The following is a 19073-nucleotide window of genomic DNA, read 5'->3' as shown; positions in this document are numbered from 1 at the left end:
TTCAGGCCTCCTCGTCTATGATCCAAGTATCTTTACTCCCCCCACCCTGGGAGGAATTCACCACCAGCGACCCTTTTCTCAACGCTACCCGGGTCAGTCCGCCGGTGGTCACGTAAATCTGATCGCTGGAAAGAATGAAAGGACGCATGTCCAGATGTCGCGGCTCCACCTTACCGTCCACCAGCGTAGGCGCGGTGCTGAGATTCAGCGTCGGCTGCGCGATATAGTTACGCGGATCGGCTTCAATCAGCTCCGCGAACTTTTCCCGCTCTTTCTTGGTGGATTTGGGGCCGACCAGCATACCGTAGCCGCCGGATTCATTGGCGGGTTTCACCACCAGTTCCTCCAGATGAGAGAGCACGTACTTGCGGTCTTCGTCTTTCATACATAAATAAGTGGGTACATTAGGCAGGATCATTTCCTCACTCAGGTAGTACTTGATCATGTCCGGCACAAACGCATACACCACTTTGTCGTCCGCCACCCCCGCGCCCGGCGCGTTGGCCAGCGCCACATTGCCCTTCAGCCAAGCCCTCATCAGGCCGCGCACGCCCAGCACTGAGTCAGGGTTGAAGGCTTCCGGGTCCAGAAACAGATCGTCCACGCGACGATAGATCACATCAACCCGCTCCAGGCCATATATGGTTTTCATATAAACGCAGTCGTCGTCAGTCACCACCAAATCCGTGCCTTCCACCAACTCGCAGCCCATCTGCTGGGCGAGATAAGCGTGTTCAAAATAGGCGGAGTTATAGATGCCCGGCGTCAGCACCACGACCTGGGGGTAATCCGCCGGACGCGGCGATAGCGCCGCCAGGGTATCGAATAGCTGCGAGGGGTAATCGTCCACCGGCAAGATGCTGAAGTCGCCGAAAAGGTCTGCGAATACGCGTTTCATGACCTGCCGGTTTTCCAGCAGATAGGACACGCCGGACGGCACCCGCAGGTTGTCCTCCAACACGTATATCTGGCCATCGGAGTGCCGCACCAGATCCGAGCCGCAAATATGCGCCCACACGCCGTGAGCCGGGCTCACACCAATGCATTGCTTACGAAAATTCTTGGATTTGCTGAGCAGCTCTTTGGGGAAGACTTTATCTTTGACGATCTTCTGGTCGTGATAGATGTCGTCGATAAACATGTTGAGCGCTTTGACGCGCTGTTTGAGTCCGGCGTCGACCACATCCCACTCTTTCTTGCTCATCACTCTGGGGATAATGTCGAATGGCCACTGTCGGTCGATGGAGCCGCCTTCCTGATCGTAGACGGTAAAGGTAATGCCCATTTCCTTGATCGCCAGTTCGGAAGTGCTTTTCAGCCGATCCAGCTCCTCGTCCTCCATTTCCGCCATATGCCTGGCCAATGTTTCCGCCACTTTCCTTGGCTTCCCTTTCCCGTCAATCAATTCGTCATAGAGTTCCGGGTATTTATAGTCTTTCCATTGAATGCCCATGGAAGAGATCCTCTCGTTTTATTATGTCTACGGTTACCGCAACTTCAGGCTGCTGCTGGCCCCCTCCGTAACAAACGCCCTTGAGCGGCGGTACGTCGGTGTAATTCCGCCCTATCGCCACGATGATATGCTCTTTCGCCACCCACATATTGTTGGTCGGGTCCACATGAATCCAACCATAGCCCGGCGCATGCACCGCAAACCAGGCATGAGATGCGTCCGCGCCCTGACGCTTTTTCTCTCCTTCCGGAGGATGCGTGAGCACATAGCCGCTAACGTAAGCGGCCGCCAGTCCGATGGCCCGCAATCCCAATACCGCCAGATTGGCGAAGTCCTGGCAGACACCTTTGCGCAACTCCCAGAATTCGGTAACGCTGGTGTCCACCTGCGTGGCGCCGGACGTATATTTGAAATCCCGATAGATGCGGGCGGCGAAGTCTTTCACTGCTTCATTCAGCGCACGCCCTTTTTGAAAGCTCACCAACGTATAGTCGATCACTTCATCAATAATCGGAATCGAAGCGTCCGGATACGCGAAAGAGCACAACGCAGCGCGTTCCGCCGGGGCAGACGCCGCGGCGTAGCGCGCACGCTCCCATGGCGCCGCGCAGGCCTCGTTATGCGGCCTCGGACGACGCTCCACAATCGCCTCGCTCACCACTTTGAGCGCAGAATGCGGCTTATGCACTTCAAAGTAGTGCATCTGATTACCGAAGGCGTCTGTCCTCAGGTTCTGGAATTGCGGCTTGGGGTCTACCTTCAAGCGATGCTCAATGCGCATCTGACCGTCGCCGGACAACGGCTCCAGCCAGGCGGCGTTATAGGCGAGCGAGGCCGGTCCCGGATAGCGGTAGACCGTCTCGTGCTTCACCCTCAGCAATACGCCGTCAGCGCATGAATCGGGTGAGGGGTTGGGCGTGCTTGAAGTATTGGTGCTCAATATTCAGACCAAACTGATTTAGTTGTTGTGTCAGGTTTTGCAAAAAGGGAGCCAACTCTGTCTGAGTCAATTCGAGGTCGCGCCACTCCACTGCATCCGCCAGTCGCAGTGGCGTAAGAATCGCCAGAACGTTCTTCTCGAGCCCGATGAGTCCCTGTTGCGGCGTTGGGTTCAGATAGCTCAGCAAGGGCTCCAGCTCACTGACAGCATAGACCAACGAGCGCGGGTTAGTAGGCTCCAGTAGTAAATGTTTCCATAACGTGTAAAAAGGCAACTCAGTGCCATAACGGCGACGATGGCTGCTCAGGCAGTCATGGGCTTCGAGCAACATTTCCCGCAGCCCCGCCTCGTTGTCTTCGTTCAATTCCGCGCAGATTTTATGAGTGCTGGATAGCGTGTTTTGCGCCCGTTCCAGACGTCGCCCCAATTGCAACCAGAGGCCTCCCTGGTTCAACGCCAGACTCTCCTGACTCGCCCCTAAAAACGCCAACAGAGCAGTAAGAAAAGGCTGGATAAACTGGTCCAACGCCAGCACGCTGCGGTTTTTTTCGCTGTACTCCAGCAACTCCTCAAGCTCCTCCACCGCGCGCCAGCAGTCGCCGGACCACAGGTCCCGTACGGTGTAGGCGGAGTTGATAGCGCCGCGCAGATTGAAAGCGACGCCTCCCACGCGGGTGGAGTCCAGCACATACTGTTTCAAATCCTCAACGGTAGGCAGGCCTTCGCGACCAAGAGCGCAGAACGCTTCCACCGCCGGCAACATGCCTTCCAACACGGCTTTATCCGTATCGAAGCCATAGTCGATATAATTTTCCAGGCGTCGCACATAAGCGCGAATATGGCGTAGCAGGGATTCCGTGCGCTCCAGATAGCGCGCCAGCCAGAACAGGTTTTCCGCCGCCCGGCTGGTAAGCACCGCGGAGGCGATACGACGTTGTTTGGTTGGACTCAGCCGCAGCACATCGCGCATGGAGCCGGAACTTTTCAGCAGCCATGTGTCCTTACTCCATCCTCCAGATTGGCCGGACACCAGAAAGGTATGCGCATCTGGAGAGACCCGTGTCAGACCTCCAGGCATGACGTCGTACTGTTCGCCATCGCCGGCGGCGAATCCACGCAGCACCAGATGTCTCGGCTGAATCTCGGAGCCGACCAGGGTCGGCGTGGTGGAAAAGCTCAGCAGTTCCTGCCCAACATAGCGCCAGGGCTCCGCCTGAATGCGCCGTTTTAGTGCGTCGCGTTCCCGTGCGCTCATTTTGGGCCCGAAACACACCAGTGCGTGGCGGTCTACCGTCTTGATCACCAAGTCATCCAGATTCTGCAGGACGTGTTTGAGTTCTTTCTCTTGCCCGCACCACCAGGTGGCCACGTTGGGCAGCTTGAGTTCTTCCGCCAGGAAATGCTTCGACAACGCCGGAAGAAACGGCAACATCGCCGGCGACTCCAGAAAGCCGCCGCCCAATGGGTTGGCCATTCCCACCCGCCCAAGCGCTTGCGCCTGCGCCAGTCCCGGCACGCCCAGCATGGAGTCGGCGCGAAAGTTCAGAGGATCGCAGAAAGCATCGTCCACCCGGCGGATAATGACATCCACCTGCTGCAAGTCGTCCACGGTTTTGAGGTAGACCTTACCCTGACGCACCGTCAGATCATCGCCCTGCACTAAGGTGATGCCCAGTTGCGCCGCCAGATAAGCATGTTCGAAATACACTTCGTTGCCGATACCCGGCGACAACAGCACGATCGTGGGCTCTTTTTGCTGGTCCGGGGCCAGCGCCGCCACATGACGTTTGAAGTGATAGAAAAATTGCGCCAGCGGCGCGATGGCGTAATCCACGGCGTTTTGACTTAAAACGCGCTTGGTCACCATTCTGGCTTCCAGAACGTAGCCGGCGCCGGAAGGTCCCTGAGTACGATCCGCCAGCACCCACCAGGAGCCGTCAGGGCCTCTGGCCAGATCCGCGGCGAACAGACTCAGCGGCAACGCCGCGGAGCCCATCATCGAACGCAAAAACCCCGGATGCTGCAACACCAGTTCCGGCGGCAACACCCCTTGCTTCAGACAGGTTTGCGGTCCCAATAAATCCGCCAGCACCCGTGAGTACAAATGCGCCCGCTGCTGTAATCCCGCTTCAATCGGGTTCCAGTCCGCTTCGGACATCACCATCGGCAGCGGGTCCAACTGCCAGGTTCGACGCATACCCTGCGGGTCGTCATATACGTGGTAGTTGACGCCCTGCTCTTTCAAACGGCGCAGCGTGTCGCGACGCAATTGCCCAAGATCGTCCCGGGATACCCGAGAAAAATATTCTGCAAAGGCGCGCCAGTGAGGACGCGCCTCGCCGCCGGAACCCAGCATTTCATCGAATGCGGTGGCGAGGGGGGAATATGGCAACCCAGTCAGATCCAGACTGGGCTGCGTAGAAGGCGCTATGTTTTCTGACATAGCTTAATCGTAGCGTAAATCCAAGGTTAAGGGATAGCTGGCGTTGGGCTTGGGCCGGGGCGGCGCAGCGCCGACGCGAGGCTCGCGACGAGGATAAAAGCGCCCGCCGCCATTGACGACTGGCGGCGCAATCAGAGGGCCATGGGTGTGGCCAATATCCTCAAAACGACTGATGCGACGCGCTTCCGCTTCCAGCGCATTGACCGGGAAATGCTCGTAACTACGGCCCCCCGGATGCATGACGTGGTACGTGCATCCACCCAGGCTGCGGCCGTTCCAGGTATCGAAAATATCAAACACCAGCGGCGAGTGAACGCCAATGGTGGGATGCAACGCAGACCAAGGCTGCCAAGCCCGATAACGCACCCCAGCGACAAAACAGCCCTCCTCTCCGCCTGGAGACATAGGGACGACACGCCCATTGCAGGTCAACACGTGACGCTCCGGCGTCGCCAGTCTCAGCTTGACCTGCAGCCGCTCCATACTGGAGTCCACGTAGCGCGCCGTTCCCCCTGCCGCGGCCTCTTCACCCAGCACAAACCAGGGCTCCAGCGCATGCCGCAGCTCCAGTTCAACGCCCTCAAGCTCCATGGTTCCGACACGTGGACACCGAAACTCTAGAAAAGACTCATACCATTGAGATTTAAAGGGGTAGCCATTGTCCGCCAGAAACTGCAGCACATCCGTCAGATCCCGCCACAGGAAGTGAGGCAACATAAAACGGTCATGCAAGCTGTGTCCCCATTCAATCAACTTATGCTTGTAGGGACGCTCCCAAAACAGAGCCACACAGGCCCTTAGCAGAAGCATTTGCGCTAGGCTCATGCGCGCATGAGGCGGCATTTCAAAAGAGCGAAACTCAAGAATGCCAAGGCGACCAGTGCTGCTGTCCGGGGAATACAGTTTATCGATGCAGAATTCACTGCGATGGGTGTTGCCGGTCAGGTCAGTCAGTAGGTGGCGGAGCAGCCGGTCCACCAGCCAGGGTTGCGGCACGTCTCCCGCCGGCATATGAGAGAAAGCGATCTCCATCTCGTATATCCGCTCCACCCGCCCCTCGTCCAGACGCGGCGCCTGGCTGGTGGGGCCGATGAACATGCCGCTGAACAGGTAAGACAGACTTGGATGATGCTGCCAGAACGTAATCAGACTGCGCAGCAGGTCAGGACGCCGCAGCAGCGGACTGTCCGCCGCCGTAGGCCCGCCCAGCGTCACATGGTTGCCGCCGCCGGTGCCGCTGTGCCGACCGTCCAACATGAACTTTTCCGTTCCAAGGCGGCTCAGGCGCGCTTCGTGGTAAAGCGTTTCCGTAATCTGCTTAAGCTCATTCCAACTCGAGGCGGGTTGAATATTCACTTCAATCACCCCTGGGTCCGGCGCCACCACCATTTTCACCAGTCGGACATCATGAGGCGGAGGATAGCCCTCGATACGCACCGGGCGCTTGATCTTGGTCGCCGCCCGGGACAGGGCATCCAGCAACGTAACATATTCCTCCAGCGTACTGACCGGAGGCATAAAGGCGTGTAGATAGCCGTCGCGAACTTCCGTGCACATTGCGGTATGGATGACCATCTCCGCCAGTGGACGGCTTTCAGCTTTTGCGAGCGGCCTTATTTCCTGCGGCAACGGAGCGAAAGGGTCACGTTCATGCACTTCGTATTCGTCGCTGAGTTCATGGGACGAAAGACTCGCCAAGGGCAGTCTGAAACCAAGAGGAGAATTACCGGGGCTCAGATACAACGCCCCCTGTAAAAAGCGCCAGAAACAAGTGCGCCAAACGCCTGTCACCTGATTCAGACCGATTGGCAAACAATAACCCACCGTCTGATTCAGTCCCCGTTGCATGACCTGCGCCAAAGTGCGGCGCGCCAGCTCCTCATGATCTCCGTGCGGACCGTCTCCCGCCGGCAGTTGAGCATGACGCCACATGTAGTAGAAAGGGTCTTCGTAACAAGGTTGCACCGCACTGTCGGACAGCCCCATTTCCTGGCAGAAAGCCGCCATGAGCGCACGCGCGTCATCCGGCTTGGCGTCGTGGCTCAGCGCATCTTCCGGTCCCTGCCACAGGGGCGCGCCGTCTTTGCGCCAATACAGGGCGTACTGCCAGCGCGGCAGCGGCTCCCCGGGATACCATTTGCCCTGACCGTAATGCATAAAGCCGTTTTCCGCGTACTGCTTTTTAAGCCGCAGGGACAGGTCAAAAGCCAGACGCCGCTTTTCCGGCCCATCTGCATCCGTGTTCCATTGCGCCGACTGCATATCGTCGATGGAAACGAATGTCGGTTCGCCGCCCATCGTCAGACGCACGTCATTACGAGTCAGCGTCTCATCGATATGTTGACCCAGGGCGTCAATGTCTTCCCACTCCCGCTCAGTAAAGGGCCTGGTAACGCGTGGATCTTCTTTTATTCGGGTCACCTGGTTGAAGAAACTGAATTCAACTTCCGCTTCATCCACAGACCCCAGGATAGGCGCCGCTTCTTCCGGATTGGGAGTACAGGTGAGTGGAATATGTCCCTCCGCGGCGAATAAGCCGGAGGTTGGGTCCAGCCCCAACCAGCCCGCGCCGGGAACAAAGATTTCGCACCAGGCGTGTAAGTCGGTGAAGTCATTCTCCGGCCCGCTGGGACCGTCCAACGATTTCTGGTCCGGCGTCAATTGCACCAGATAACCGGATACAAACCGCGCCGCCAACCCCATCCGCCGCGACAACTGGATCATCAGCCAGGCGGTGTCCCGGCAGGAGCCCCGCTTTATCTCCAGCGTATGCTCTGGAGTCTGCACTCCCGGCTCCATACGGATATTGTATTGGATGTCTTTACAAAGGGTCTGATTCAGCTCGACCAGAAAATCATTGATCGGCTTTTTCTTCCGGGGCAGCGACTTTAAATAAGACTCAAAGCGAGGCCCCCACTCTTGCGTCGCAAGAAAAGGCTCCAATTGGGCTTTCAGTTTATCCGGGTATTGGAAAGGGTAATGTTCCGCGAAGCTTTCAACGAAAAAGTCGAAAGGGTTATAGGCGGTTAAGTCCGCCACCAGATCCACATCCACTTCCAGCTTGGACGTCTTCTCTGGAAAAACCAGCCTCGCAACGTAGTTGGAGAAAGGGTCCTGCAGCCAGTTAATGAAGTGCGGTTTGGGATGAATGTTCAGACTGTAACTGATAATCGGCGTGCGGCAGTGCGGAGCGGGACGAAGTCGGACAGTGTGTGGAGACAGACTGACCAGTCGGTCATAGGTGTATGTCGTTCGATGTCTGATCCCTACCAGAATACTCATAGCAACCCCCTTGCTTAGTCATCGTCGGTAAGCGCCTGCATTGTTATGACGCATCCTTTACTGACTCTCGCTAGCTCCCTTGCTCCGCAACAAGGATAGGAGGCGACCGTCCGGTCAAGGAATACGTTAATTCATCTTATCGCAGCGCTTCTACGCAACTACCGCGCCTTGGCGCTTATTTATTTTTCTCCCACTCGAAAAGCGGTAACTCATTAAACAACGCCTTAAGCCCCTCGCTCCATTGCTTGCGCAATGTCGCATAGTAAGGCGAATTCAGCTTCAAATGCATGACATGGGCCGGCTCCAGTTTACCGGTCTCATACACCAGAAGATCAAACGGCGGCGCCACGGATAAATTACTGCGCATGGTGGAGTCCATGGAAACCAGGGCGCAACGGGCCGCCGCCTCGAGACTGGAGTTACTGCGGATCACTCGATCCAGAATAGGCTTGCCGTATTTCGTCTCCCCTATCTGCAGGTACGGCGCATAGGGCGAGCTTTGAATATAGTTTCCTTCAGGATAGACCATGAATATCTCATGGGGTCCGTCGTGATATTGCCCGCCAACGATCAGGGTGCAGTCGAAATTAGCGCCCTGCTTCAAATCCTTTTCGTAATAGTTTTTCAATTCGACGCTCAAGGCGCCGATGTAGCGAGCCGCGTCGCTCATATCATTGCACGCGGCCAGCCCGCCTTCTCCAGAAGGATCTTCCAGGTCACGGGAGATACGTCTGACCACCGCCTGCGTGGTCGCCAGGTTGCCGGAAGTCAGCACGGTGACAAAGGCCTTTTCCGGCACTTTGAACGAATACATTTTGGGATAGGTGTTGACGTTATCAACCCCTGCATTGGTACGGGAATCAGATGCAAACACCAACCCGGCATCAACGGATATCGCCAAACAGTATGTCACGACCGCGCTCTCATTAAACAACAGGGAATCGGCTGCATAATGTACTTGGCGACGCATGCTTGCAATAATTTCTTTGTTAATATTCATATGCGGGCGCAACCAGCGTGAGAGCAGCTTTTCACCAGGATAATGCGCGCGTCATACAGCGGAGCAGGAGGGATGTCGGCGGACCATGAAGCGCGCCGGCTGCGCGAACTGACTCACATCAAACCCAGTGGGCAAGTTCGTGTTAATCTGTGTAAATCACCCGGCCAGGAGCCGCCGCCTCAACCCACGCCATCTGCGGAGACATCCCGATGACCGGAGTCAAATTAGGATTAACCACTCCAACTCCCATGCCAAGCACAGACAAAGGCGCACTCTCCGCGTCGATCAATTACCGCGACAGCGCCTGCATCAATGCATTCTTTCCCGTTTCTGTGGAGGCGGCGACATCTCTGCTAAAAGGCAGCGGGCTCAAACCGGCTTTTGCACTGGGCTCTCACACGTTGGTGGTGGTCAGTATCTATGATCACAAGCGCTGCGCCATCGGCGCGCATAAAGAGGCCGGTCTGGTTATTCCCGTACTGCCGGAAGGTGAAAGTCTGCCTCTGAGCAACGTGCTGGATTTGTACCTGCCTATTAATCAACGCCGTATCGGATTTTTTCCGTTGGACCTCCCGGTCACATCTGAGAGCGCTCTCTCGACTGGCAGAGAACTGTGGGGATTACCGCGCTTTCCGGCGGAGATCACCCTCGCCAGCCAGCGCAGGCAGATACACGCGCAAGTCCGCTCTGACGGCGAAACGCTTTTTACTTTGAGCGGCGAAACGCTGCCCGGCATTCCGGTGATTCCTGTCAACCTGCTGATTTACACCCAGGTGGAGCATCGACTTACGAAAACCAAAGTACGTTTGAAAGGATTTGGAAAGCTCTACCCCGCAGGCACGGTCAGGCTTACGGTCGGCGAAACCGACCATCCGATGACGGAGCACCTGACCCGTTTAGGCCTTGATGAAAAAAGCCCGGCTTTGATAATGCGCGCCGAACGATTGCAAATGCTGATGGAGCCGGCGTCAAGGATTGACTGACGCAACACTTGTCTGCACAAGCGCACATTAATTGACCAAACTCCAGGATTACCGCCCCATCTTGGAGCTTCCAGCAAATATCCGGGGCGGAAATAGGAAGGAAAAACGTCCTCGATTACATGGAAGCTATCCAAAGACTAACGCTTTTTCTTTTGCTTTCAGTGAATTGCCCGGAAGTTGAAAACCACTGGCACGGCTTATGCTGAAACTGGAGTGAAAGAGGTGTCCCAAACCAAACGATAGACCCACAACCCAACGAAGACGGATTGTCTCAATCTAACCACTGAGAAGAAGGATTTAAGTTATGAAACCCGAAACCAACGAAAGTCTGCTGTTCGCTTTAACCCACCCCTATGAGGTGACGGTTATGCAGGAAATGAGAGAGTATTTTGAGTGGATGTATTACGCCAACTAAGGCGTCCCGCCGAGCAGGAAACGCACAGTACAAGGACGTTCTCCTGCCTCTGCGCTGTTTTGCGGTCCCCGCAAAAACAAAAGCGGCCACTCAGGGCCGCAAGGAAGACGAGAATCCATTCTCCAATGCACTAGAGAGCATAAGCGCCGAAGCGCTTTTGCGGAGGTTTAACGGTTTTACCCGTTAGAACAATGTCGCCTGTTACAGCAGCGCCAAACCTTCTTCTGGAGTCAGGGACTCGATGTCCTGAGCTACGCCGACAGAAGGACAGGTCAGCTTACCTTTCACTACGTTCAAACCTTGCAGCAGGAAGGCGTTGTCTTCCAGAGCCTGCTTCGCGCCTTTGTTGGCCAGTTGCAGAACGAATGGCAATGTTGCGTTGGTCAGCGCCAGAGTAGAAGTACGCGCTACAGCGCCAGGCATGTTGGCTACGCAGTAGTGAACAACGTCGTCAACGATAAAGGTCGGTTCCGCGTGAGTGGTCGCGTGAGAAGTCTCGAAGCATCCGCCCTGGTCGATCGCCACGTCGACAACCGCCGCGCCGCGCTTCATTTTTCTCACCATTTCGCGAGAAACCAGTTTTGGAGCCGCTGCGCCTGGAATCAGAACGCCGCCGATTACCACGTCAGCCTGAGTTACCCACTCTTCAACCGCTTGCGCAGTGGAGAATACGGTTTGGACGCTGTTGCCGAAAGTAGCGTCGAAGCGTCTCAGCACGTCAACGGACTTGTCCATTACAACAACCCGCGCGCCCATGCCGACAGCCATCTGTGTGGCGTTAAAGCCAACCACGCCGCCGCCAAGAACCACGACCAGAGCTGCTTCCACACCAGGAACGCCGCCCAACAGCAGACCACGACCCGCCTGGGATTTTTCCAGACAGCGCGCAGCAGCCTGGATGCTCATGCGTCCAGCGACTTCTGACATGGGGGACAACAACGGCAAGCGACCTTGCGCGTCAGTAACAGTTTCATAAGCGATACAGGTGGCGCCGCTGTTCAACAGATCTTGAGTCTGAGGAACGTCTGGGGCCAGGTGCAAATAGGTAAACAGAGTTTGCCCAGGACGCAACATAGCGCGTTCTTGAGCTTGAGGTTCTTTCACCTTGACGATCATATCGGCGACTTCAAACACTTGCTCAGCGGTAGCGGCGATTTCCGCGCCAGCCGCGACATACTGCTCGTCAGAGAAGTCGATGGCTGCGCCGGCATCCTTTTGCACCACCACTTTGTGTCCATTGCGAATCAGCTCCTGGACAGCGGCGGGAGTCAATCCGACACGGTATTCGTGGTTTTTTACTTCTTTTGGTACACCGACAATCATTAATAAGCCCTCTCAAGGTTAGTAATAATTCCAGTCTACGCTTTGTATGCAGAATTTATCTCTGTTGTTAAAATCAGACTCAGTGTTTTATTCTTTTATTTTAAAACTTTCAGCATATTTGACTGGCAAAAAATGAAAAAGCAGCTGGACCGTATAGACCACGCCATTTTGCGCGAACTACAAAGTGAAGGACGCCTTAGTAACAGTGAACTGTCCCGGCGGGTGAACCTGAGCCCCACTCCCTGCCTTGAACGGGTAAAACGGCTGGAAAGAGATGGCTACATTCGGCGCTATACCGCTGTTCTGAACGCTAAAAAGCTGGGCGTGGGTTTGGTGGTGTTTATTGAAATCGGTTTGAACCGAACCTCCAGGGATGTATTCGCCGACTTCAAGGACTCCGTCATCAAGGTCCCCGAAGTGCAGGAATGTCACCTTGTCTCCGGCAATTTCGACTATCTGATAAAAGCCAGGGTGGCCAACATGGATCAGTACCGTGCTTTGCTGGGTGAAAAGATACTGGTGTTGCCCGGTGTGAGGGAGTCGCGCAGCTATGTCGTGATGGAGACGGTCAAGGAAGGCCAGGAATTGAAACTGGATGGCTGGCGCGAAGACCTCTGAGTCTCGCGCCAGTTATCCCGATCAAGCTTCCCTTATGTCTCCTTCGCCGCCTCTAAGGTTGTACCAGTCGATTCTGCGCGTGGCGAACATGGCCGCGCTAAGGATGACAAACAATCCCAGAGAGCCGTACAGCAGCGCCAGATCCTGTTCGTTCAGTAGCGACAATAGATAGCCGTACAACACAATCAATAACGCGACGAAGGCGATGGTTAGCTTTCTCCGCCGGATAAACTGCCCGGCGTACCATCCTACCTGCCCGATGACCGCGCCACAGGCGATCAAATACGCTGCCCAAGTCCCCAAATGCTCTGAAAGGGAGAGAAACAGCAGATAGAACAAACACAGAGTCAGTCCCGTAAACAAGTACTGCATAACGTGGATGCGCACGCCACTGATGACTTCAAAGAGCCACAGGCACGCAAAGGTGCAGGTAAGAAACAGTAACGCATACTTCACCGAACGGCTGATTTCCTGATATCCCGCCCCCGCAGCAGGTCGCGACACGCCGACTAATGGCGAAACCTGATCAAGCAAGGCAGGCGCTGACCCCGTCCAGGAAGCGGGAACCCCTTTGGCCAGAAACGGAATGTCCCATTTGGCGTAAAAGGCGTCCTTTTCCAGCTTACGCTCCACCGGCAGCCAATTTCCCTGGAAGCTCGGATCTAACCAGTCTCCATCGATTTCGATATTGCTTTCCTGCCCGACCGGCGATACATACAACGCCTGTGCGCCCTTTAAACGAATCGCCAGATTGAAATCATTAGGGGCGTCGGTGCGTATCGATCCTACCGGCAGTCGCATATGTACGCCGCTGACGTCAGCCATGCCGCCGCCGGGCGAAGGCGCAGCCTCGTGCTCATTCCAAAGAAACTTAATCGGGCTTTGAATCGCCTTGACATCCCCGACCGCTACCGCAAGATAGGCGTCTTTTAACCGTAGCGACTGGTTTTCCTCCAGCTCCTGCAATTGCGGACGCAGGTCAAACGCCCCTTTCAGATTGGCGTCCGTATGATAAAGAGGCGCCTCATAAATACCTCGATATCGGATATCGCTGATCACTTTAAATTTTGCGTGCAAATAGATCGGCGTCACCATTAGATAATGGGTCCGCATAATAGGTCTGGCGGCGGTCTCCGAAGCGACTGCGTTGGATGCGGTGTCCACCGGTATGACAAGAAAGGGGCCGTTCACGGTCTGCTCGCCGCCCCATTTCTCAGTAATCTCCGTCACAACATTATGGTATCTGACACTGCGCTCTCCGATCAGGCCATTAATCTCCATGATGGGAATCTGCAATATCAGGATCAGCACGCCAATCATAAAGGCTTTGCCCAGTGGAGAATGCAGCCCAAACCGCCGCCAATTTACTTCTTTTACGTTCACCTTGCCCGCTCCTTTGTTTGTTCTGTGGCTATCTAAACAAACAAATAGGGCGAACCGATGGGAAAATCAGGGCGAAATATGGCGGGGAGAACTTTATTGGGCGGGATGAATTCTCACCATTGAGCAACTAGACTTTAGGTAACGCCTGAACTGATGCATTTCACTGGCTTGAGCCGTCATTTTAATAACAGCTGTTACCGTGAAGGTGTCCCATGAAAGCCTGTTCCACTTCCACGAACGCCGCCGATCCATATCGGGCGGGGACCATGATGGGCGACGTGCTAGCCGCCATAAGCCCTGAAGTCATCTTCTTATTCTCCACCGTTCATTATGAGAACCCGCAAGAACTTGTCGAAGGGCTGTACGACAGTATCGGCAATGATGACCTGGTGATTATAGGCAGCACAGGAGACGGATTCTTTGAAAGCGAAGGGCCGCGGGACATCGGAGCCTGCGCGCTGGCGCTCAACTCGGAAGGCCTGGTCAGGTGGAGAGCATCCCACGCATTGGGGGTCGGCGAGCAACCGGCGCAGACCGCGCGCACCGCCCTGTCCGACGCGCTGCAAGCCTGTGGCGACGACAAACCAACATGCATGTTTATGGTGGCGGATTTTCGCGCCGACGCCTCGCAGATTGAAAAAGTGCTGGAGTTCGAGACGGACATTCCCATTGTCGGAGGCTTCGCCGCCGACGACAACAAGATGGCCAGTTGCACCCTGTACGCCAACCGTCGCGCCCTTTCCGACGCGGTCGTTGTCATGACGGCGTCCGGCGAGCTGCATTTTGATATCTCCATCGGCAACACCCTGAATGCTGTCGGCCAACCGGGAATCATCGACAAAGCGGAAGGCGCCACGATTTTCTCCATCGACGGCACCGACGCCATGGATTTTATCGAACGGGAAACCGGCAAGCCGGTACTACAGTCGGACCGTGGCATCACCTCCCTGTCGATTATTGATTCCGATGAACCGGATATCACCCGACTACGATCCATCGTGCCGGACTTTTCCGTTTCCGAGCGTTTTCTGGGGCTCTATGGCGGCATAGAACAGGGCAAGACGGTACAAGTATGTCTGGCGCAACCGGAAACCATTATCAGCGAGGTATACAGCATCGCCGAAAAGGCGCGTAAACGTGGCGTGAAACCTGTCGCCGCGCTTATTGTCAGCTGCGTGGGCCGTAAATGGCTATTGGGGCATGAAATCGAACATGAAATCCGCGCCTTGGCGGAGCACTTCGGCAGCGCCCTGCCCATCGCAGGGTTTCCGTCATTTGGGGAGATCGGTCCGCTCAAGACCGCGAAGGGTTATTCAAGAAACTTGTTCCACAACATGACCTATGTACTTCTGTTAATATCCGAATAACCCGTTCGCGCTTCCGTAGGGCATTGATAATAAATGAAAGCCAGGTTAATCAGTACGCTCGACCCCGCACCGCCAGGCTTCACCTTCCGCCACCCGCAAAAACGCGATCTGGTGGCAGGACCGGTTGTGGTGGTCACCGATAATTCCGAGCAGGTGCTCGCCATTGTCGACCATCGCAGCGACCGCTTACAGGGAGCGATAGTCAGCTTCGGCGACGCCTTTGATCTGCAACCTCTGGGGCCACGCTGCTGGTTATTGCAGGCCCCTCATCACTGGTTCAATGACCTGGCGCAAATCTTCACTCCCATGTTAAAGGTGCTGGACGACACCATTCCGCTGCTGGATGAATCCCAGGAACTGCAGTTGAAACTGGAGCGCGCCAGTCGCGACCTGTCCACGACCCATGATGATTACCAGCGGGTCAACGCACGCCTGCAAAACAAGGTGGAAGCGGTCACTAAAGCCCAAGGCGAAATACTGGCGCTGAATACCGCCCTGGAAAAACGCGTAGACGCGCGCACCGCTGAGCTGGCGGAAACCAATCGCAAGCTGCTCGACGCCAAAGAAGCGGCGGAAAGCGCTAACGAGGCCAAAAGCTTGTTTCTGGCCACAATGAGCCATGAAATCCGCACGCCGATGAACGGTATCCTGGGCATGCTGGAGCTGCTGTCGCATTCGCAGCTCAGCGCCGAACAAACCAAGATGATCAGCACAGTAAGGGACTCCGCCTTCTCCCTGCTGAATATTCTCAATGACATTCTCGATTTCTCCAAAATAGAAGCCGGACGCATGGAGCTGGAGAACATCACCCTGTCCGTGGAGGAAATTATCGAAGGCGTGGCGGAGACAGTGGCGGCCAGCGCCAACAAACGCAATCTGCACCTGCACTGCTACGTGGACCCGGACATTCCCGACGCACTTATCGGCGACGAAGTGCGTCTGCGCCAGATTCTGTTCAATCTGTGCAGCAACGCCACCAAATTCACCGACACCGCCAACGGACAGCAAGGGTGCGTCACCTTGCGCGCCGACCTTCTGCACAGCGCCGGCCAGCTCTATTCCATTCGCATCAGCGTCAAAGACAACGGCATCGGAATGGACCGGGGCACCCTGGACAAGCTGTTCAGCCCTTTCACTCAGGGGGAAAGCTCCACCACTCGCCGCTATGGCGGCACTGGGCTGGGCCTGTCCATTTGCAAACGCTTAACGGAGATAATGGGCGGGGCCATAGAAGTCGCCAGCGAGCCGGGACAGGGCACGGAATTCCGGCTCAATCTGACCCTGGCCGCCGCTCCAGGCGCTCGCATAGAACCGCCTCCCACTCTGGATGGCATCGAGACGCTGGTGGTCTTAAGCGATGAGCTCACTAGGGCGACTATCACCAGCTACTTGCTGAAATTCGGCGCAACGGTGCAAAGCTGCCAGGACATAAAAGAAGCGTCCACGCACCTCTCCAAAGCCCTGCAACTGGACCGTACGCCTCCCGTTCTGCTGACCTACGCGGAGCAGGACGGCGATCTCTCGCCCTTGCTAAAGCTACGTGGACAACCCTGGGGGCAGGACGTGCGCTTTATCATCCTGACGCCGCGACGCTATCGATCACTGAATCCGCCGCCGGACTCCGTCAAAGTCTATGTCTACCCGCTGTGTCGTAATGATCTTGTGATGGCCGCCGCCGCGGCGGCAGGGCGCTGCAGTCCACCAGTTAGACACTTTCAGGACCCGGACAAGATCCCCCGTTTCGACGTGCCGAATCGCCCAGGCCTGCACCCTGTGAGCATACTGGTGGCGGAGGACAACCTCACCAATCAGGAGGTCATCCGCCTGCAGCTGAAACGGCTCGGCCTCGACTGCATTATTGTGGAGAACGGTTGTCAGGCGCTGGCGGTATGGCAACAGCGTCAGGTGGATCTGGTGCTTACCGATTGCCATATGCCGGAAATGGACGGCTTTCAATTGACCTCAGCGATCCGGGAAAAAGAAGGCGCAGGCCTGCGCACCCCCATTATCGCGATTACCGCCAATGCCTTGCGTGGTGAAGCGGAGCGCTGCCTGCACGCGGGCATGGACGACTATCTTTCCAAGCCTGTGGAAATACGCAAACTCTATGAGACGCTGGCCAAATGGCTGCCGCATCAGCGCCGCAAGCTCAACCCCGCAGAGCACCCGGAAATGGTGGAAGGCTCTGTAGACCTCAATGTCTTGAGCGACTCTGTGGGGCCGGATATAGACGTCCAGCATGAAATTCTCACCAAATACCGGGAAGACGCCGCCGCCAACCTGAGGGCGCTGGTGCTTGCGGCCCAACAGGACAATCCTGAAGCCGTAACCTTCGAAGCGCACCGCCTCAAATCCTCCTCCCGCGCGATCGGCGCGGAAGCGCTGGGAGAATGGAGTGAAAAAGCCGAAATGGCTGGGCGCGGCGCTAATTGGCGCGATATCCGCTTCGCAGTCAGCGGGATTGAGCAAGAGTTCGAAAAAGTAGACTATTATTTACAAAACTGGCTGGCCCATAACGGAGGTTGAGCTGACTGCGGCCAAACCGTCACGCAGCCCCGTCGCCCCCGACTGCTCCGTCCCCACATCGCGGCTGCTTGGCCGATACTGAAGGAGCGAGCCTCGGCGACACAGATCAAAAGAGTTAAGAATTGATTGTTATGAGCGAAAAGCAGTTTTGTCACCTGAACGCCCTGATTATTGATGACGACGCCTTCATGCGCAGCATTATCACCAAAACGCTGCAGCGACTTAATCTGGGGCGTGTGGAGAGCGTTGCTAGCGGAGAAGAAGCGCTGACCTTGTTGGAAGGCGACGACTCCCACTTCGATATTTTGCTGGTGGATCTGCTGATGCCCGGCATGGACGGTATCGAACTGCTGCGCCATCTGGCAGAACATGAATACCAGGGCGGCGTTCTGCTATTCAGCGGCGCAGACAGCAAAGTGTTGAAAGCGGCAGTGAATGTGGCGCGAGCGCGCTACCTGAATGTGCTGGGGTCGTTGCAGAAGCCCGTCACCGTTGACGCCCTCACCTATTACCTCACCCATTATCAGTCTTATTTCCGCTCCCGTAACACAGTTTCCGGCGGCTCTCTGCTCAATACCAGCGAGCTGCGCCAGGGCTTGAATGACGGCCACCTCACGCTTTATTACCAACCCCAGGTGGATATGAAAACGGAAGCCGTCGTCGGAGTCGAAGCGCTGGCTCGTTGGAAGCACCCACAACATGGGTTGCTGGGCCCCGGCGCGTTTGTGCCATTAGCGGAAGAAAGCAATCTTGTCGGTGACTTCACCACTGCGGTGATCGCCCAGGCGATAGATCAAATGCAGAAGTGGAAGCAGAAGCAGCTCAATCTGCAAGTCGCCATCAACATTTCCTCTTCCTCTATTTCCATCCTGGACCTGCCGCACTTGCTGGAACACTACTGCCAGCACCATAAAGTGGAGGCGTCGAGAATCACGCTTGAGATTACGGAAACCCAAGTGGGACAGGATATGGTGACCATGCTGGAGGTGCTCACTCGCATCAAGCTTAAAGGGTTGGGGCTGTCCATCGACGACTTCGGTACCGGCTATTCTTCATTGGAGCGCTTGCAGCGCATTCCCTTCGACGAACTCAAAATCGACGGCAGCTTTGTGCACGGGTCCAATCGCGACCAGGCGGCGCGCGCCATTTTTGACTCCAGCGCCGCCCTGGGCAAACAACTGGGCATGAGTATCGTCGCGGAGGGAGTGGAAAATCAGGATGACTGGGATTACGCCGCCAAACTGGGCTGCGATATTGCTCAAGGGTTTCATATCGCCCAGCCGATGGCCCCAGAGGATTTTGAGGCCTGGCTGAAGCGCCGCGAGGCAGGCAAAGAGTAG

At 56.1% G+C, this 19073-nt stretch carries 12 protein-coding genes; 5 read left to right on the top strand and 7 right to left on the bottom strand.

Annotation, left to right across the window (positions count from 1 at the left end; genetic code table 11):
• Window position 1: 1 nt before the first annotated feature.
• The 5 genes from ACQYWX_RS04075 to ACQYWX_RS04055 all read right to left on the bottom strand — a co-directional run bounded on the left by ACQYWX_RS04075 (window position 2) and on the right by ACQYWX_RS04055 (window position 9031).
• Window positions 2-1453, bottom strand: a complete 1452-nt coding sequence (locus ACQYWX_RS04075; protein WP_216736493.1) for a circularly permuted type 2 ATP-grasp protein — start codon at window positions 1451-1453, stop codon at window positions 2-4.
• Complete coding sequence (locus ACQYWX_RS04070; RefSeq protein ID WP_431687978.1) at window positions 1428-2324, bottom strand: transglutaminase family protein; 897 nt, start codon at window positions 2322-2324, stop codon at window positions 1428-1430. The genes ACQYWX_RS04075 and ACQYWX_RS04070 overlap by 26 nt, the downstream gene beginning before the upstream one ends.
• Window positions 2325-2340: 16 nt before the next feature.
• Window positions 2341-4836 (bottom strand): circularly permuted type 2 ATP-grasp protein, encoded by a 2496-nt coding sequence (locus ACQYWX_RS04065; protein WP_431687977.1) that lies wholly within the window; start codon window positions 4834-4836, stop codon window positions 2341-2343.
• A gap of 3 nt (window positions 4837-4839) precedes the next feature.
• The gene (locus ACQYWX_RS04060) at window positions 4840-8118 is read right to left on the bottom strand and encodes a DUF2126 domain-containing protein (RefSeq protein ID WP_431687976.1); all 3279 of its coding nucleotides are present in this window, start codon (window positions 8116-8118) and stop codon (window positions 4840-4842) included.
• A gap of 175 nt (window positions 8119-8293) precedes the next feature.
• A complete protein-coding gene (locus ACQYWX_RS04055) occupies window positions 8294-9031 on the bottom strand; it encodes a proteasome-type protease (RefSeq protein ID WP_216736490.1) in 738 nt (245 codons plus the stop codon).
• Window positions 9032-9327: 296 nt separating this feature from the next.
• Between ACQYWX_RS04055 and ACQYWX_RS04050 the strand changes: the two genes are divergently transcribed.
• The gene (locus ACQYWX_RS04050) at window positions 9328-10101 is read left to right on the top strand and encodes an acetoacetate decarboxylase family protein (RefSeq protein ID WP_279504305.1); all 774 of its coding nucleotides are present in this window, start codon (window positions 9328-9330) and stop codon (window positions 10099-10101) included.
• A gap of 616 nt (window positions 10102-10717) precedes the next feature.
• On the opposite strand, the gene ald is transcribed toward ACQYWX_RS04050, so the two are convergent.
• A complete protein-coding gene (ald, locus tag ACQYWX_RS04045) occupies window positions 10718-11839 on the bottom strand; it encodes an alanine dehydrogenase (RefSeq protein WP_127968551.1) in 1122 nt (373 codons plus the stop codon).
• Between the two features lie 132 nt (window positions 11840-11971).
• On the opposite strand from ald, the gene ACQYWX_RS04040 reads away from it, so the two are divergent.
• Window positions 11972-12457 carry an Lrp/AsnC ligand binding domain-containing protein gene (locus ACQYWX_RS04040; protein ID WP_127968550.1) on the top strand — a complete coding sequence of 162 codons (486 nt, stop codon included), beginning with the start codon at window positions 11972-11974 and terminating at the stop codon, window positions 12455-12457.
• A 21-nt stretch (window positions 12458-12478) separates the two neighbouring features.
• On the opposite strand, the gene creD is transcribed toward ACQYWX_RS04040, so the two are convergent.
• Window positions 12479-13840: a cell envelope integrity protein CreD gene (creD, locus tag ACQYWX_RS04035; RefSeq protein ID WP_431687975.1), complete on the bottom strand. Its 1362-nt coding sequence runs from the start codon at window positions 13838-13840 to the stop codon at window positions 12479-12481.
• Between the two features lie 212 nt (window positions 13841-14052).
• Between creD and ACQYWX_RS04030 the strand changes: the two genes are divergently transcribed.
• The 3 genes from ACQYWX_RS04030 (at window position 14053) to ACQYWX_RS04020 (ending at window position 19073) form a co-directional block, all read left to right on the top strand.
• Entirely contained in the window at window positions 14053-15207 is a 1155-nt protein-coding gene (locus ACQYWX_RS04030) for an FIST signal transduction protein (protein ID WP_431687974.1), read from the top strand.
• A 33-nt stretch (window positions 15208-15240) separates the two neighbouring features.
• Window positions 15241-17733, top strand: coding sequence for an ATP-binding protein (locus ACQYWX_RS04025; protein ID WP_431687973.1), 2493 nt, complete (start codon window positions 15241-15243; stop codon window positions 17731-17733).
• 131 nt (window positions 17734-17864) lie between these two features.
• Entirely contained in the window at window positions 17865-19073 is a 1209-nt protein-coding gene (locus ACQYWX_RS04020) for an EAL domain-containing response regulator (protein WP_279504295.1), read from the top strand.

Origin of the sequence: Hahella sp. NBU794 (genome assembly GCF_050749805.1) — a bacterium.
Taxonomy (GTDB): Bacteria; Pseudomonadota; Gammaproteobacteria; order Pseudomonadales; family Oleiphilaceae; genus Hahella.
This window is presented reverse-complemented; position numbering and strand designations above follow the sequence as displayed.

What these genes read in the sequence shown, in the direction of transcription:
- ACQYWX_RS04060 (WP_431687976.1), bottom strand. Translation starts at nt 8,118, where the DNA reads ATGAGTATTCTGGTAGGGATCAGACATCGAACGACATACACCTATGAC.
- ACQYWX_RS04040 (WP_127968550.1), top strand. Translation starts at nt 11,972, where the DNA reads ATGAAAAAGCAGCTGGACCGTATAGACCACGCCATTTTGCGCGAACTA.
- ald (WP_127968551.1), bottom strand. Translation starts at nt 11,839, where the DNA reads ATGATTGTCGGTGTACCAAAAGAAGTAAAAAACCACGAATACCGTGTC.
- ACQYWX_RS04020 (WP_279504295.1), top strand. Translation starts at nt 17,865, where the DNA reads ATGAGCGAAAAGCAGTTTTGTCACCTGAACGCCCTGATTATTGATGAC.
- ACQYWX_RS04050 (WP_279504305.1), top strand. Translation starts at nt 9,328, where the DNA reads ATGACCGGAGTCAAATTAGGATTAACCACTCCAACTCCCATGCCAAGC.
- ACQYWX_RS04030 (WP_431687974.1), top strand. Translation starts at nt 14,053, where the DNA reads ATGAAAGCCTGTTCCACTTCCACGAACGCCGCCGATCCATATCGGGCG.
- ACQYWX_RS04025 (WP_431687973.1), top strand. Translation starts at nt 15,241, where the DNA reads ATGAAAGCCAGGTTAATCAGTACGCTCGACCCCGCACCGCCAGGCTTC.
- ACQYWX_RS04075 (WP_216736493.1), bottom strand. Translation starts at nt 1,453, where the DNA reads ATGGGCATTCAATGGAAAGACTATAAATACCCGGAACTCTATGACGAA.
- ACQYWX_RS04065 (WP_431687977.1), bottom strand. Translation starts at nt 4,836, where the DNA reads ATGTCAGAAAACATAGCGCCTTCTACGCAGCCCAGTCTGGATCTGACT.